The following is a 15406-nucleotide window of genomic DNA, read 5'->3' on the forward strand; positions in this document are numbered from 1 at the left end:
CCTCCTCAACAACAAGAGGAGCGCGCCATGCGTATCGTCGACATCCGCGAAAAAACCGTTTCCATTGCCTCGCCCATTGCCAACGCCTACATCGACTTCTCGAAAATGACCTGTTCGGTCGTGGCGGTGGTTACCGATGTGATCCGCGACGGCAAGCCGGTAATCGGTTACGGCTTCAACTCCAACGGCCGCTACGGTCAGGGCGCGCTGATGCGTGACCGCTTCCTGGCGCGCATCACCGAAGCCGACCCGGAATCGCTGATCGACAAGGAACACAACAACCTCGACCCGTTCGCCATCTGGAAAACCCTGATGACCAACGAGAAGCCCGGCGGCCACGGCGAGCGCTCGGTGGCGGTAGGCACCATCGACATGGCCGTGTGGGATGCCGTGGCGAAAATTGAAGGCAAGCCGCTGTACCGCCTGCTCGCTGACCGTTACCGCAACGGCCAGGCCGACGACAAGGTCTGGGTGTACGCGGCCGGCGGTTACTACTACCCAGGCAAGGACGACACCAAGCTGCAAGACGAAATGCGCAGCTACCTCGACCGCGGCTACAACGTGGTGAAGATGAAAATCGGCGCGGTGCCGTTGGCCGAAGACATTCGCCGTATCGAGTCGGTGATCAAGGTCGTAGGCGACGGCAGCCGTCTGGCCGTGGACGCCAACGGCCGTTTCGACCAACGCACCGCGATTGCCTACGCCGAAGCGCTCAAGCCGTACAACCTGTTCTGGTACGAAGAAGCCGGCGACCCGCTGGACTACGCCCTGCAAGCCGAGCTGGCCAATCACTACGAACTGCCGATGGCCACTGGTGAAAACCTGTTCTCTCACCAGGACGCGCGCAACCTGCTGCGCCACGGCGGCATGCGCGCCGACCGCGATTACGTGCAGTTCGACTGCGCGCTGTCGTACGGGCTGGTCGAGTACATGCGCACGCTCAAGGTCATGGAAGAACTGGGCTGGTCGTCGCGCCGCGTGGTGCCCCACGGCGGCCACCAGATGTCGCTGAACATCGCTGCCGGTTTGCACCTGGGCGGCAACGAATCCTACCCGGATGTGTTCCAGCCCTTCGGCGGGTTTGCCGACGGCATTCAGGTGCAAGACGGCTACGTCGGCCTGCCGGATATTCCAGGCGTGGGCTTTGAGGCCAAGTCGGCGCTGTACGCGGTAATGCGCGAACTGGGCGAGGGCTGATCAAGCATTTCCACTGCCTCGCCACACGCGTGGCAGTGGCGTTTTTAGCGCGCCGCACAGGCGCCCGGTCACACCCACCGAACACAACAATAAAACGAGGTGCATGATGCAAACGTCCAGAACTCGCTGGTACGGCCAGCTGTATGTTCAGGTCCTGATCGGTATCGCCATCGGCGCGGTACTGGGTTACGTCGAACCGCAATTCGCAGCCCGCCTGCAACCCTTGGCAGACGGCTTTATCAAGCTGATCAAAATGCTTCTGGCGCCGATTATTTTCGGCACCGTGGTGGTCGGCATCGCCAAAATGGGCAGCATCAAGGAAGTGGGGCGCATCGGCGTCAAGGCGCTTATCTATTTTGAAATTCTTTCCACCATCGCCCTGGTCATTGGCCTGGTGGTGGTCAACGTGCTCAAGCCCGGCGTGGGCATGAACATCAACACCGAATCGCTTGATGGCAGCGCCATCGGCAAATACACCCAGGTCGCGAACGAGCAGGGCGGCGCGGTGGATTTCTTTCTCAACATTATTCCGCACACCTTTATCGACGCCTTCGCCAAAGGCTCGATGCTGCAGGTGATTTTGATATCGGTGCTGATGGGCGTGGCGCTGGTGCAGATGGGCGAGGTGAGCAAGCCGCTGATCAACACCATCGACTTGTTCCTGCAAGGGCTGTTCAAAATTGTCGCCATGGTCATGCGCCTGGCGCCGCTCGGCGCCGGTGCCGGCATGGCGTTCACGATTGGCAAATATGGCATTGGCACTTTGCTGTCGCTGGGCCAATTGCTGGTCGCGCTGTACCTGACCACGCTGGTGTTTGTGGTGCTGGTGCTGGGCACCGTGGCCAGGTGGTCGGGGCTGCCGTTGCTGCAATTTTTGCGCTACTTCAAAGATGAAATTCTGGTCACCCTCGGCACCTGTTCAACCGAAGCGGTGCTGCCGCGCATGATGGTCAAACTGGAAAAACTCGGCTGCAAGAAATCGGTGGTGGGCATGGTGCTGCCGACCGGCTACACCTTCAACGCCGACGGCACCTGCATTTATCTGACCATGGCGGCGATCTTCGTCGCCCAGGCCACCAATACGCCGCTGACCATGTGGGACCAGATGGTGCTGCTGGGCGTGTTGCTGCTGACCTCCAAAGGTTCGGCCGGGGTAGCCGGCGCAGGCTTTGTGACCTTGGCCGCGACGCTGACCACCATTCATTCCATTCCGCTGGTGGGGCTTGTGCTGCTGCTGGGCATCGACCGCTTCCTCAACGAAGCGCGGGCGGTGACCAACTTGATCGGCAACGGCATTGGCACCATCGCCATCGCCAAATGGGACAACTCATTCGACCTGGCCACGGCCCAGCGTGAAGTGGCGGCGCACAAGCAGGAAAGCGCGCGAGCCAAGGAACTCACCGCCCCGTAGGAGCCAGCTTGCTGGCGAATCCTGGAAACCCCGGTTGTACATTCGTTTCCAGGGGTTCGCGAGCGAGCTCGCTCCTACAAAAGCGCGGTGCTTGGTGCCTTAGCGGTTACGCCCCAGCGCCTCATGGCTGCTTACCCAATCCCCGGCCAGAATCGCCGAGGTCAGTGACACATCGCCGGCCAGCACCACGGCGGCGATGATTTCCGCCAGCTTGTCGGCTTTACCTGCGCCGTAGCAGTCGAGCATTTGCAGGCATTCGCGCTGGGTTGGCAGGCTGGTGCCGCCGCCATGGGTGGCGCAAATGACGGCGGGCAGGGTGACCGACCAGTAGTAATCACCGTTATCCAACAGTTGGCCGTAGGTAATGCCGCCATGGGATTCGGCCACGTTGGCGGCGTCTTGCCCGGTGGCGATAAACAGTGCCGCCAAGCCATTGGCCGAATGCGCACCGCTGTACGCCGCGCCGGCTTGAATGGCGCCCACGGCGGCAATTTGCCGGTAGCGATACAGGTTGGCGGGGTCCACGCGCAGCAGCTCGTGGGCCACCTCGCGCTTGAGGGTGAACTCGGCGATCACCCGTTTGCCACGGGTCTGGATCATGTTCATGGCCGAGTGTTTTTTGTCGGTGTCGATGGCGCCGGAAAGAATGTAGCGCGGCTTTAACGGGTGGTTAGCCTTGATCCATTCGCAGGCAGCGTAGGTCGCTTTGCTGGTCATGTTCTGCCCGGCGGCATCGCCGGTGGTGTAGCAGAAACGGGTGTAGAGCATGTTCGCCACCGGGTACTGCTCGATCTCGAACAGCTTGCCGCTGCGGGTGGTGGTTTCGGTGACGGCCTTGATGGTTTCAAACTCGCTCACCAGCCAGGCGCCGAACTCGCGGGCTTGCAGGGCATCGTTGAACATAAACACCGGCGCGCGCTGCATGGAGTGTTTAACCACGGTGGTTTTTACCCCTCCCGAGGCGCTGATGGCGCGCATGCCACGGCTGTAGCTGGCCAGCAGCGTGCCTTCGGTGGTGGCCATGGGAATGTAGAAATCGCCTCGCGCATGTTCGCCTTCGATACGCAGCGGGCCGGCCAGGCCGAGGGGCATTTGCACCACGCCGATAAAGTTTTCGATGTTGCCGCGCGTGACTTCCGGGTCGATGGCGTACTGGCCGACGGTGTCCAGCGCCGCACCGGTTTGCGCCTTGATGAACTCGCGGCGCACGGTGGCCTGTTCGGTGGAGTAATCGTTGTCGGGGTGACGGGGAATCGGAACGCCTCTGGACATCATGCTCTCCTGCATAGTCGTGCTCAGTGCACGGTCGGTCGAATCAGCCTAGGTGAAAATCCGTGCCCCGCAGTGTGCCCAACGGCCAGCGCACCGGCTTGCCCGACTGCGCCAATCAGGTGATCCAGCGCGTCAATCTGCACAGCGTCCAACGCTCGGTTTTCCGAACGCGGTCCGATGAAGTATTCGGAAAGTCGGACGTTTTACGTAGGATAATTCCAGTTTGTTAAGTAAATAAATATATAAAACAACATGTTAAGTGAGTTTGTCGGCCTTGGCACAAGACATGCTCTATCCCCAATGACTGCTCGTTGCGCCAACCGCTGAAGGTGGCGAGCCGGCAACGCACAAAAGGGCCAGCGAACTGGCTCCATAAAAAAAACAACATTGAGGAAATTTGATGCGCATCGTCCCCCATCTCCTGGGCGCAGCTATGGCCGCCGCTCTGCTTGCTCCCCACGCTGTTGCCGCTGAACTGACCGGCACCCTGAAAAAAATCAAAGAGTCGGGCGTGATCACCCTCGGCCACCGCGACGCCTCGATTCCGTTCTCCTACATCGCCGACGCCACCGGCAAGCCGATGGGCTACTCCCACGACCTGCAACTGAAAATTGTCGAAGCGCTGAAGAAAGACCTCGACATGCCCGACCTCAAGGTCAAGTACAACCTGGTCACCTCGCAAACCCGTATTCCGTTGGTGCAGAACGGCACCGTGGATGTGGAATGCGGCTCCACCACCAACAACGTGGAACGCCAGCAGCAGGTTGACTTCTCGGTGGGCATTTTCGAAATCGGCACCCGTCTGCTGTCGAAGAAAGACTCGGTGTACAAAGACTTCGCCGACCTTAAAGGCAAGAACGTCGTGACCACCGCCGGCACCACGTCCGAGCGCATTCTCAAGTCCATGAACGCCGACAAGCAGATGGGCATGAACGTGATCTCGGCCAAAGATCACGGCGAATCGTTCCAGATGCTGGAGTCGGGTCGCGCCGTGGCGTTCATGATGGATGACGCCTTGCTGGCCGGAGAAGCCGCCAAGGCCAAGCGCGCCGATGATTGGGCCGTCACCGGCACGCCGCAGTCGTACGAAATTTACGGCTGCATGGTGCGCAAGGGCGATGAACCCTTCAAAAAGGCCGTCGATGACGCCATCGTCGGCGTGTACAAGTCGGGCGAAATCAACGCCATTTTCGAAAAATGGTTTATGAAGCCCATCCCGCCAAAAGGCCTGAACCTGAACTTCCCAATGAGCGAAGAACTCAAGGCCCTGATCGCCAACCCGACCGACAAAGCGGCTGACGACAAAAAGTCCTGATCCCTCTCTGACCGTACCTCCCGAGTGCGCCAAGCGCTCGGGAGAGTGCTGCGTGCCGTTTGCGCGGACCGCGGCGAGCCTGTGTCTATCGAACGATCTGAGGGGAGACCCGAATGAATTACAAATGGGACTGGAATGTGTTCTTCAGGTCCACCGGCGTGGGCAGCGAGACCTATCTCGACTGGTTCATTTCCGGCTTGGGCTGGACCATCGCCATTGCCGTCGTGGCCTGGATTGTTGCGCTGCTGTTGGGCTCGGTGCTGGGCATTATGCGCACCGTGCCGAACCGGCTGGTGGCCGGCATCGCCACCTGTTACGTCGAGCTGTTTCGCAACGTGCCGCTGCTGGTGCAGCTGTTTATCTGGTACTTCCTGGTGCCCGATCTGCTGCCGCAAAACCTGCAGGACTGGTACAAGCAAGACTTGAATCCCACCACCTCGGCTTACCTGAGCGTGGTCGTTTGCCTGGGCCTGTTCACCGCCGCGCGGGTGTGCGAACAAGTGCGCACCGGCATTCAGGCGCTGCCCCGTGGCCAGGAATCCGCCGCGCGAGCCATGGGCTTCAGCCTGGCGCAAATCTACTGGAATGTGCTGCTGCCGCAGGCTTACCGCATCATCATTCCGCCGCTTACTTCCGAGTTCTTGAACGTGTTCAAAAACTCCTCAGTCGCGTCCTTGATCGGCCTGATGGAACTGCTCGCGCAGACCAAACAGACCGCCGAGTTTTCTGCCAACCTGTTTGAGGCGTTCACCCTCGCCACGCTGATTTACTTCACCTTGAACATGAGCCTTATGTTGCTGATGCGCATGGTGGAGAAAAAAGTCGCGGTACCGGGTTTGATTTCCGTAGGGGGTAAGTGATGGAACTCGACTTCTCGGGCATCGTTCCGGCCTTGCCGGGCTTGTGGAACGGCATGATTCTGACCCTGCAACTGATGGCGCTGGGCGTGGTCGGCGGCATTATTCTTGGCACCGTGTTGGCGCTAATGCGCCTGTCGCACAACAAGCTCTTGGCCAACTTGGCTGGTGCCTACGTCAACTACTTCCGCTCGATTCCGCTGCTGCTGGTCATCACCTGGTTCTACTTGGCGGTACCGTTTGTGCTGCGCTGGATCACGGGCGAAGACACGCCCATCGGTGCGTTCGCCTCCTGCATCGTGGCCTTCATGATGTTTGAAGCGGCGTACTTCTGCGAAATCGTCCGCGCCGGCGTGCAGTCGATTCCCAAGGGCCAGATGGGCGCGGCGCAAGCACTCGGCATGACCTACGGCCAAGTGATGCGCCTGATTATTCTGCCTCAGGCCTTTCGCAAGATGACCCCGCTGCTGTTGCAGCAAAGCATCATCCTGTTCCAGGACACCTCGCTGGTGTACGCCGTCGGCCTGGTCGACTTCCTTAACGCCTCGCGTGCCAGTGGCGACATTATCGGGCGCTCCAACGAGTTCCTGATCTTCGCCGGGGTTACCTATTTCACCATCAGCTTTGCCGCCTCGCTGCTGGTCAAGCGTCTGCAAAAGAGGTTCGCCGTATGATCTCCATCAAGAACGTCAACAAGTGGTATGGCGACTTCCAGGTGCTGACTGATTGCAGCACCGAAGTCCAGAAAGGCGAAGTGATCGTGGTGTGCGGGCCGTCGGGCTCGGGAAAGTCCACCTTGATCAAATGCGTCAACGCGCTGGAGCCGTTTCAAAAGGGCGACATCGTGGTCGACGGCACCTCCATCGCCGACCCGAAAACAAACCTGCCGAAACTGCGCTCCCGTGTGGGCATGGTGTTCCAGCATTTCGAACTCTTCCCGCACCTGACCATCACCGAAAACCTGACCATCGCGCAGATCAAAGTGCTCGGCCGCAGCAAGGAAGAAGCCACCGCCAAGGGCCTGCAATTGCTTGAACGAGTCGGCCTGTCGGCGCATGCCCACAAACATCCGGGCCAGCTTTCCGGAGGCCAGCAACAGCGCGTGGCGATTGCCCGAGCGTTGGCCATGGACCCCATCGTCATGCTGTTCGACGAACCGACGTCGGCCCTCGACCCGGAAATGGTCAACGAAGTGCTCGACGTCATGGTGCAACTGGCCCAGGAAGGCATGACCATGATGTGCGTAACCCACGAAATGGGCTTCGCCCGCAAAGTGGCCGACCGCGTGATCTTCATGGACGCCGGCAAAATCATCGAAGACTGCAAAAAAGAAGAATTCTTCGGCGACATCAACCAGCGTGCGGAACGGACGCAGCACTTTTTGAACAAAATTTTGCAGCACTGAGGCTATCTGCGGGCTGGCCGATAATCGCTGATATCCGCTTGCTACGCCTTGATGCAAGCAGAGCAGCGCAGACACCCCTTGCATTGCTTGACGTGCCACTCTGGATTCCCGCCTTCGCGGGAATGACGAGGATACCCATGAAAACTTCCGTCATTCCCGCGTATGCGGGAATCCAGAATGACCAGTCGAGCGAGGCAAGAGCCCCGGCACCGCTCTGCTTTTCCCACAGTAAGAGGCGTAGCGAGCGGACGTCAGCCGTACCCGGCCAGCGCGCAGGAACCGCAGCGTACGCAAGTACGTGAGGATTCCGAGCACTGCCCGGGTGCGGCTGACGTTCGCGCAGTAGCCGTAGCTAGGTGCACCAAAAGGTTATGTGATGAAATGCGACTCCCCCCGCACCCTGTCGCCACTCGCCGTGAAACCCCGTCTGATCCGCCACCTCTTTCTGCCGCCACTGGTCATCGCCCTGATGATCGGCCTGGGCTTTGTCGGCTTCTGGGCCAGCGAGCACGTGGGCATTCGCAGCCTCAGCGAAAACGGCCAGCGGCAGCTGGAACTGCATGCCCGCGCGGTTGAAAGCGAGATCAGCAAGTACACCTATTTGCCCAGCCTGTTGGAGCTTGAGTCCAGCGTCTCCGAGCTGCTGGCCGACCCCACGCCAGAGCATCGGCAAACCGTCAACGATTACCTCGAAGGCCTGAACCGCCGCAGCCGCAGCCGCGCCATTTATGTGATGGACACCACCGGCCGCGTGATGGCCACCAGCAACTGGCGCGATGTCGATAGCTACCTGGGCGAAGACCTGTCGTTTCGTGCCTATTTCCAAAGCGCCATTCGCAGCCAGCCGGGGCGTTTCTACGGCATCGGCAGCACCAACGGCGAACCGGGTTATTACCTGGCCCATGGCTTGGAAGAGCACGGCAAAGTCATTGGCGTAGCGGTGGTGAAAGTACGCCTGGAACCGCTGGAAGAGCGCTGGCAGCGCGCACGGTTGGAAGCCTTTGTCAGCGATGAAAACGGCATCATCATCTTGTCCAGCGATCCGGCGCGGCGGTTGAAGTCGGTGGTGCCGCTGAGTGACGAGACCAAGGAAAAACTCGCCCGCAGCCTGCAGTACTACTGGTTTCCGCTTAACGAGCTGCAACCGCTGGACCGCGAAACGCTGGCCGAAGGCGAAGAGAAACTCACCTTTCCCGCCAACACCGAAGTGGCGGGAGACGACGGCAATATCAGCTACCTGGCGCAAACCCGGCCGCTCAGTGACACGCCGTGGAACTTCACCTTGCTCACGCCCTTGCAGGACCTGCGTCGCCAAGCCATCAACCAGGGCATTTTGCTGGCGGTGGGGTTTGCCTTCGTGGCGTTTCTGCTGATCGCCTGGAACGAGCGGCGCAAGGTCATCGCCACCCGGCTCGCCGCCCGCGAAGCCTTGCAGGAAGCCAACAACCAACTGGAGCGTCGGATTACCGAACGCACCGCCGACCTGCGCGCCAGCAACGAACGGCTCAAGGGCCAGATTCGCGAACGGCGCCAGGCCGAAGAGACGCTGCGCCGTTATCAGGACGAGCTGGTGCAGGCCGGCAAGCTCGCCGCCATCGGGCAAATGTCCACCAGCATCGCCCATGAGTTGAACCAGCCGCTGGCGGCGTTGCGCACCTTGTCCGGCAACACCGTGCGCTTTCTGCAGCGCGGGCAGTTGGACGTGGCCAGCACCAACCTCACCACCATCAACGAACTGATCGACCGCATGGGCCGCATCACCGCCAGCCTGCGCTCCTTCGCCCGACGCGGCGACGACAAGGGGCAGGCCTCGCTCGGCAAAGCCGTGGACGCCGCGCTGCAATTGCTCGGTGGCCGGCTGGACGACATGCGCCCGACCGTGCACCGCGACTTCGCCGATGTGCAGCTGCTCATCAACCAAACGCGCCTGGAACAGATTCTGGTCAACCTGATCGGCAACGCCCTCGACGCCATGCAGGCGCAACCGCAGCCCGAGCTGTGGCTGGAAGGTCAGGCGCAGGACGGCAAATACCTGCTGCGCGTGCGCGACAACGGCCATGGCATCGATGACGAAGCGCGTAAGCATTTATTCGAACCCTTCTTCACCACCAAACCGGGCGAGCAGGGCCTGGGCCTGGGCCTCACGCTGTCGGCCAGCTTGGCCGCCGCCACAGGCGGGCATCTGGGCGTTGAACACCCGGCCGAGGGTGGCACCACCTTCGTTCTCAGCTTAGCGTTAGCGAGCCCCCACCTTGGCGAGCCTTTATGAACCCTGAACTCAGCGTGCTGATTGTTGAAGACGACCCCCACGTACTGCTCGGCTGCCAGCAGGCGCTGGCCCTGGAAGACATTCCCTGCACCGGCGTTGGCAGCGCCGAGGAAGCGCTGGAGCAGGTGGGCGAGAACTTCGCCGGCATCGTCATCAGCGACATTCGCCTGCCAGGCATCGATGGCCTGCAACTGCTCACCCAGCTCAAAGCCCGCGACCGCAGCCTGCCCGTGGTGCTGATCACCGGCCACGGCGACATCTCCATGGCCGTGGACGCGATGCAGAAGGGCGCCTACGACTTTATGGAGAAACCGTTTTCGCCAGAGCGCCTGGTGGACGTGGTGCGCCGGGCGCTGGAGCAACGCAGCCTGGCGCGCGAGGTGTCGTCGTTGCGTCGGCAACTGGCCGAACGCAATTCATTGGAAGGACGGATCATCGGCCGCTCGCCGGCCATGCAGCAACTGCGCGAACTGATCGCCAACGTCGCCGACACCTCGGCCAACGTGCTGATCGAAGGCGAGACCGGCACTGGCAAAGAACTGGTTGCCCGCTGCCTGCACGATTTCAGCCGCCGCCACAGCAAACAGTTTGTTGCGCTGAACTGCGGCGGGCTCCCGGAAAATCTGTTCGAAAGCGAGATATTCGGCCACGAAGCGAACGCCTTCACCGGCGCCGGCAAACGCCGCATCGGCAAAATCGAACACGCCGACGGCGGCACCTTGTTCCTTGACGAAGTGGAAAGCATGCCGCTGGCGTTGCAGATAAAACTGCTGCGCGTGTTGCAGGAACGCACCCTTGAACGACTGGGCTCAAACCAGAGCGTGGCGGTGGACTGCCGGGTGATTGCCGCGACCAAAGCGGACCTCGACGAATCGAGCAAAGTTGGCGAATTTCGTAGCGACTTGTACTACCGCCTCAACGTCGTGACGCTGGAACTGCCGCCACTGCGCGAGCGTCGTGAAGACATCCTGCAATTGTTCGAGCATTTTTTGCAGCAGTCGTCCCTGCGCTTCGACCGCGCCGCGCCGGAGCTGGATAACCAGACGCTGTCCCACCTCATGAGCCACGACTGGCCCGGCAACGTACGCGAACTGCGCAACGTGGCCGAGCGCTTTGCCCTGGGTTTGCCCGCGTTCAAAAAAACCGGAGCGGGGAGCGCGCAGCCGTTGGCGTTTTCTGAAGCGGTGGAGGCGTTTGAGCGCAATTTGTTGAGCGATGCGTTGCAGCGCAGCGGGGGGAATTTGAGTCAGGCGAGTTTGGAGTTGGGGATGGCTAAGACGACGTTGTTCGATAAGGTTAGGAAGTATGGGTTGGGGCAGTGAGGGTTTGTGGGGGTTGGGTTTAGAGGCGCGTAAGGCTTGAAATTCTGGATCCCCGCGTTCGCGAGGATGACGGGGGGGTGGTTGCAGACTCATGTTTTCTTACACCAATCGCGCGAAAAACCTCCGTCATCCTCGCGAACGCGGGGATCCAGAATAGTGCAGGAAAACCACGTACTCGGCACAACCACGCCCGCCCACAAAAAAGCCTCACTTCCCAAACCGCTCCACCAACTCCCCCGCAAACGCCTTCAACCCCGCAAACTCCTTAAAGTCCGGCGAATAATCCATCTGCTTCGGCCACTGCTCAGCCGCCACCTTGTGCCAATACAAAATCGCGTCATGCCCGGCCACCGAGTCGGGCATCTGGCGGCGCGTGTATTCCCACGGCTCGCCGTTGGCCCAGCGCCATTCGCGCTTGACGTCGTCCGGCTCGTCGTCGGTGGAGACCATCACCAGTTGGCCGTTATCAAAGGTGTAGAAATAGCGCAGGTAGGTTTCATCGTCCGTGCCGCTCAGCCAAATGGTGCACACCTCGCCGTTTGGCTTGCTGGTCACCCGTATTTCCACTTCGTGCCGGTAAGGCCAGCCCAACGAGACGGGCAGGGTGGCGAGCAGGTCGCGGCTGAGGTACTGCTGGTTATCGGGCAGTCGGCACAGGGTGGTGTGGTCGCCGCGTGCGGGGTTCCATTGCCAGCCGTGGTCGCGGGTGGGAATGGCGGTAAATACGTTGAGCATCTCACTGCTAAACATCTGCTGGTCGTCACCGAAATGGCCGCGCACCCGTTGCATCACAGTGGCCTGGTTGGCCCAGGTGGTTTCGTCGCCCACGTGCAGCCCGCATTGCGCCGTGGCCGGGTTGGCCTTGGCGCCGCGTGAATAGCTGAACACCATGCCTTCGGCAAGCACTTCGCCGGCTTCGACTTCTTCATCCCAGCACGACAGTCGCACGTCCAAACGCTCCATCGGGCAGCCTTTGGCACAGGTGGTGTATTCCACCACCACGTCCTCGATACCAAAGACGCCGCCTTTGTCCTCAACCACTGGGGGGAAATCCAGGTTCAACGTGCGCGCATCGGCTGCCCGCATTTGCGCGGCCGGCAGTGTTCTGGACACACTTCGGTCGTACGTACTGGTGCAGCGTCGCAATGTCCACCCCGAGTTGAAGGCGCCTGAGCTTTTGCAGTTATCGCTCGAGGTGGTGGTTTCAGTGGTATTCGGCGCGCCTCGTTCCAAGGGCGCGTAACTCACCCACACCTTTATCCGCCATTGACCGACAGGCACGGCGTTGGGGTCCAAGGTGCGCAAGGTGATGCGGTGGTTTTCGGGGGCTACCGGCGTGGCCGCGTGCAGAGCCGGGGCGCTGAGGGCAATGACCGTGAGCAGCGCCAGGCGCAGCAGGGCAAGGGACTTCAAGGGCGAGCGCTGCGCGCGTCGCGTTTCTGCAGAATCTGCGAGGCTTCTGTGAACGCGGCCTGGAAGGTTTCACCGCCCACCCATTGCACCGCCGCGTCTTCCTCTTCGTTGTGGAACAGCCCGCGATAAACGATCAACAACCCCATCATGAAATCCGTGGCTGGCTCTTCAGCTTCCTCAGCCACCACCAGTTCCAGCACCGGGTACTGCAAGAACACCAGACACATCGCCAACAAGCTGATGCCTTCTGCCGCCTTCATGGTCTGGAACAGATCATCGAACAGCGCCGGGTCGAAACCGTTTTCTTCGATGTCTTTGAAGTCGAACGTGCTCAGGTCGATTTCCACATCATCGAACGGCTCGTTGATCGCCGGATTAGCCAGCAGCGGGTGCACCACCGAGGGTTTGCCCTTGCCTGAGCGATTCTGTTTGGCCTTGGCTTTGGCCCGCTGGGCACGTTTCTGTTGTTTGTCGGCTGAGGCCATGGGCGCGAGTTCCTGTCTGGGGCGGCCACCGAAGTGGCAGAAGAAGGCGCTCAGTGTAATTAATCCTGGCGCCTTCTGTTGCCCCGAAGCTGAAAACGCATCCGCAATTGTCAGGCTTGCACCCGGCAATCGCGGCCAGCGCTTACTGGTTCTCTACGCTTTTCACCGCCTTGAGAATCACCTCGGCCACCTCGGCAGGCTGCGATTGCTGCGGCACGTGGCTGGTGTTCAGTTCGCTCAGCTGGGCGCCGATGCGCTTGGCTGAAGAGCGCTGAACGTCGGGGTGAATCATCCGGTCGCTGGTAGCCAGCACGTACCAGGACGGTTTGGTTTTCCACGCGGCAACGGTGGTGCGCTCGTCAAAGGCCGAGGCTTTGATCGGCCCCTGGGTGGCGGTCATGATGGCGGTTTGCGCGGCCGGCAGGTCCTGGGCGAAGTCTTTGGCCATGCCTTCGGGGGTCAGGTACAGGTAGCCGCTGGCGTCTGGCTTGATCTGGCTGATGCCCGGTGGCGTTGGCGCGCCTTTGCCTTGTTCGCCGGTGGCCTGGCCGGCATCCGGCGCAAACGCGGCGACGTAAACCAGTGCACTGACGTTGCTCTGATTGCCGGCCTCACTGATAACGGTGCCGCCCCAAGAGTGGCCCACCAGCACCACTTTTCCGGGCTGGTTGCGCAACACGCGCTGGGTGGCGGCCACGTCGTCGGTCAATGAGGTGAGCGGGTTCTGTACCACGGTCACGGCAACGCCTTTGGCTTGCAGCAACGGAACCACTTTTGCCCAGTCCGAACCGTCGGCAAATGCGCCGTGTACGATGACCACCGAAGGCGCGGTATTCTCGGCGTGGCTTGCGGTGGCGAAGGCGCCGGCGATAGCGAAGGCGGCGATGGCGGATTTCAGCTTGAACGTTTTCATGGGGTGATCTCCTGTTTGGGTAGCTCCAGTTTGCTGACCGACCCGGTTGTCAGGTATCGGTCATTTATCCGACCCAGGGAGTTTTTTTCATGGAAAGCGCAGGGCAGTTCGGCATTTCGTTGGGCGCAGCGCTCGATGCCATTTCGCAGGTCGGCGACCTCAGCATGGGCCAGCCCCTGGGCCATTCGCAGCGCGTAGGTCGCCTGGCGCGGCAGTTGGCGCAGGCCGCAGGTGAGGCGGGGGCGCAACTGGCCGCCGTGGAACAGGTGGCGCTGCTGCGCTGGTCGGGCTGCACCGCCAACGCCGAAGATTTCACCCATTTGCTGGGCGATGACGTGGCCGGTCGCCGCGCCATGCTCGACAACACGCTCAGCGCCGACGACATGCAGGCTGTGCACCAGGCCGCGCCGCTCGCCGTGGTGCATTGCGAAGTGGCCGGCGAAATCGGCAAAACCCTCGAACTTGGCAGCGAGGTGGAAACCGCCTTGCGCCGGGTTTTCGAAACCTACGACGGCAGCGGTCGGCCGCTGGGTTTGAGCCGTGAGCAGACTCCGCAGGCGGCGTATCAGGTGGTGCTGGCCGGCGACCTCGAGATTCTCAGTCGGGCGCATGGCGTGGACCATGCGCTGCGCTGGATCGGTCAGCAAGCCGACAAACGTTATCCGGCCGCGCTGGCGAACGTGGTGGTGGAAAAAGGTGCCCAGTGGTTGAGCCAACTGCACACCCCGCCGGGCGCTACCCGCCATGCCGGGGCTCAGCGCCCGGTGTGCATGACGCTGGTGGGCGACATGATCGATCTCAAGTTGCCGTTTCTCGCCGGCCATTCACGGCAAGTGGCCCATGTAGCCGTGGAAGCGGGGCGTCTGTGGGGTTTGTCCCAGCCAAGCCTCACGGACCTGGGCAGGGCCGCGCTGATTCACGGGCTGGGGCGGGCAGCGGTGGCCAACCATGTGTGGAACACGGCGGGGCCGCTGCCTTATGGCGCGACGGAGCGTGTTCATCTGGTGCCGTACTGGACGCAGAAAGCCACGCGCGAAATCGACGAACTGCGCGTGCCTGGCAACATTGCCGCGCATGCCTATGAGCGCCTCGACGGCAGCGGTTATTTTCGTGGCGCGCCGGCCGAATCGCTGTGCCCGGAGAACCGTTTGTTTGCCGCCGCCGTGGCGTGGGTGGCATTGCGCGGCGCCCGGCCGTGGCGCGCCGCCCACAGTGAAAGCGACGCCGCCGCACTGCTCAAGGACGAAGCCCGACGGGGATTGTTCGACGGCGAAATCTGCGACGCGGTCATCGCCGCCGCCCGTGGCGAACGCAAATTTGCACAGGCAAAAAGCGCGCTGCTCAGCCCGCGCGAATGCGACATTCTCTTGGCCATCAGCAAAGGCGGCAGCAACAAGGAAGTGGCGCGCTTGCTGGACATCAGCCCGAGCACCGTGCGCACGCACATGGAAAGCATCTTCCGTAAATTGGGCTGCTCCACCCGGGCAGCGGCGACCTTGAAAGGGCTGACGCTGGGTCTGATCGCCTGATCAGGGCGGCGCCATGGC

13 protein-coding genes and 1 other RNA gene are annotated in these 15406 nt (G+C 61.3%); 9 read left to right on the forward strand and 5 right to left on the reverse strand.

Annotated features, from left to right (window positions below; translation table 11 throughout):
• Positions 1 to 27 precede the first annotated feature (27 nt).
• Together ACZZ0Q_RS08225 and dctA are read left to right on the forward strand one after the other, a co-directional pair.
• Positions 28 to 1197 (forward strand): mandelate racemase/muconate lactonizing enzyme family protein, encoded by a 1170-nt coding sequence (locus ACZZ0Q_RS08225; protein ID WP_463383187.1) that lies wholly within the window; start codon positions 28 to 30, stop codon positions 1195 to 1197.
• A 106-nt stretch (positions 1198 to 1303) separates the two neighbouring features.
• Positions 1304 to 2608: a C4-dicarboxylate transporter DctA gene (dctA, locus tag ACZZ0Q_RS08230; RefSeq protein WP_463539396.1), complete on the forward strand. Its 1305-nt coding sequence runs from the start codon at positions 1304 to 1306 to the stop codon at positions 2606 to 2608.
• Between the two features lie 99 nt (positions 2609 to 2707).
• Here dctA and ACZZ0Q_RS08235 read toward each other — a convergent pair whose 3' ends face one another.
• Positions 2708 to 3880 (reverse strand): hydroxymethylglutaryl-CoA reductase, encoded by a 1173-nt coding sequence (locus ACZZ0Q_RS08235; protein ID WP_463539395.1) that lies wholly within the window; start codon positions 3878 to 3880, stop codon positions 2708 to 2710.
• A 400-nt stretch (positions 3881 to 4280) separates the two neighbouring features.
• On the opposite strand from ACZZ0Q_RS08235, the gene ACZZ0Q_RS08240 reads away from it, so the two are divergent.
• The 4 genes from ACZZ0Q_RS08240 (at position 4281) to ACZZ0Q_RS08255 (ending at position 7457) form a co-directional block, all read left to right on the forward strand.
• Complete coding sequence (locus ACZZ0Q_RS08240; protein ID WP_463539394.1) at positions 4281 to 5195, forward strand: glutamate/aspartate ABC transporter substrate-binding protein; 915 nt, start codon at positions 4281 to 4283, stop codon at positions 5193 to 5195.
• 113 nt (positions 5196 to 5308) lie between these two features.
• Entirely contained in the window at positions 5309 to 6055 is a 747-nt protein-coding gene (locus ACZZ0Q_RS08245) for an amino acid ABC transporter permease (protein ID WP_463539393.1), read from the forward strand.
• A complete protein-coding gene (locus ACZZ0Q_RS08250) occupies positions 6055 to 6726 on the forward strand; it encodes an amino acid ABC transporter permease (protein WP_463539392.1) in 672 nt (223 codons plus the stop codon). The genes ACZZ0Q_RS08245 and ACZZ0Q_RS08250 overlap by 1 nt, the downstream gene beginning before the upstream one ends.
• Positions 6723 to 7457: an amino acid ABC transporter ATP-binding protein gene (locus ACZZ0Q_RS08255; RefSeq protein WP_122494931.1), complete on the forward strand. Its 735-nt coding sequence runs from the start codon at positions 6723 to 6725 to the stop codon at positions 7455 to 7457. Before ACZZ0Q_RS08250 ends, ACZZ0Q_RS08255 begins: the two co-directional genes overlap by 4 nt.
• A gap of 220 nt (positions 7458 to 7677) precedes the next feature.
• On the opposite strand, the gene ACZZ0Q_RS08260 is transcribed toward ACZZ0Q_RS08255, so the two are convergent.
• Positions 7678 to 7757, reverse strand: a non-coding RNA gene (locus ACZZ0Q_RS08260) — sX9 sRNA.
• A gap of 76 nt (positions 7758 to 7833) precedes the next feature.
• Here ACZZ0Q_RS08260 and aauS point away from each other — a divergent pair.
• Both aauS and aauR read left to right on the forward strand, forming a co-directional pair.
• Positions 7834 to 9726: a two-component sensor histidine kinase AauS gene (aauS, locus tag ACZZ0Q_RS08265; protein ID WP_463560451.1), complete on the forward strand. Its 1893-nt coding sequence runs from the start codon at positions 7834 to 7836 to the stop codon at positions 9724 to 9726.
• Complete coding sequence (aauR, locus tag ACZZ0Q_RS08270; RefSeq protein ID WP_463560453.1) at positions 9723 to 11048, forward strand: two-component response regulator AauR; 1326 nt, start codon at positions 9723 to 9725, stop codon at positions 11046 to 11048. The genes aauS and aauR overlap by 4 nt, the downstream gene beginning before the upstream one ends.
• Positions 11049 to 11255: 207 nt before the next feature.
• Here aauR and ACZZ0Q_RS08275 read toward each other — a convergent pair whose 3' ends face one another.
• The 3 genes from ACZZ0Q_RS08275 to ACZZ0Q_RS08285 form a co-directional block, all read right to left on the reverse strand.
• A complete protein-coding gene (locus ACZZ0Q_RS08275) occupies positions 11256 to 12461 on the reverse strand; it encodes a hypothetical protein (RefSeq protein ID WP_463560455.1) in 1206 nt (401 codons plus the stop codon).
• A complete protein-coding gene (locus tag ACZZ0Q_RS08280; RefSeq protein WP_463539389.1) occupies positions 12458 to 12946 on the reverse strand; it encodes a hypothetical protein in 489 nt (162 codons plus the stop codon). The genes ACZZ0Q_RS08275 and ACZZ0Q_RS08280 overlap by 4 nt, the downstream gene beginning before the upstream one ends.
• A gap of 142 nt (positions 12947 to 13088) precedes the next feature.
• Positions 13089 to 13859 (reverse strand): alpha/beta hydrolase, encoded by a 771-nt coding sequence (locus tag ACZZ0Q_RS08285; RefSeq protein ID WP_122450345.1) that lies wholly within the window; start codon positions 13857 to 13859, stop codon positions 13089 to 13091.
• Positions 13860 to 13948: 89 nt separating this feature from the next.
• On the opposite strand from ACZZ0Q_RS08285, the gene ACZZ0Q_RS08290 reads away from it, so the two are divergent.
• The gene (locus tag ACZZ0Q_RS08290; RefSeq protein WP_463539388.1) at positions 13949 to 15388 is read left to right on the forward strand and encodes an HD domain-containing phosphohydrolase; all 1440 of its coding nucleotides are present in this window, start codon (positions 13949 to 13951) and stop codon (positions 15386 to 15388) included.
• Positions 15389 to 15406: the final 18 nt, after the last annotated feature.

The sequence above is a fragment of the Pseudomonas sp. AC070 genome (assembly GCF_979258635.1).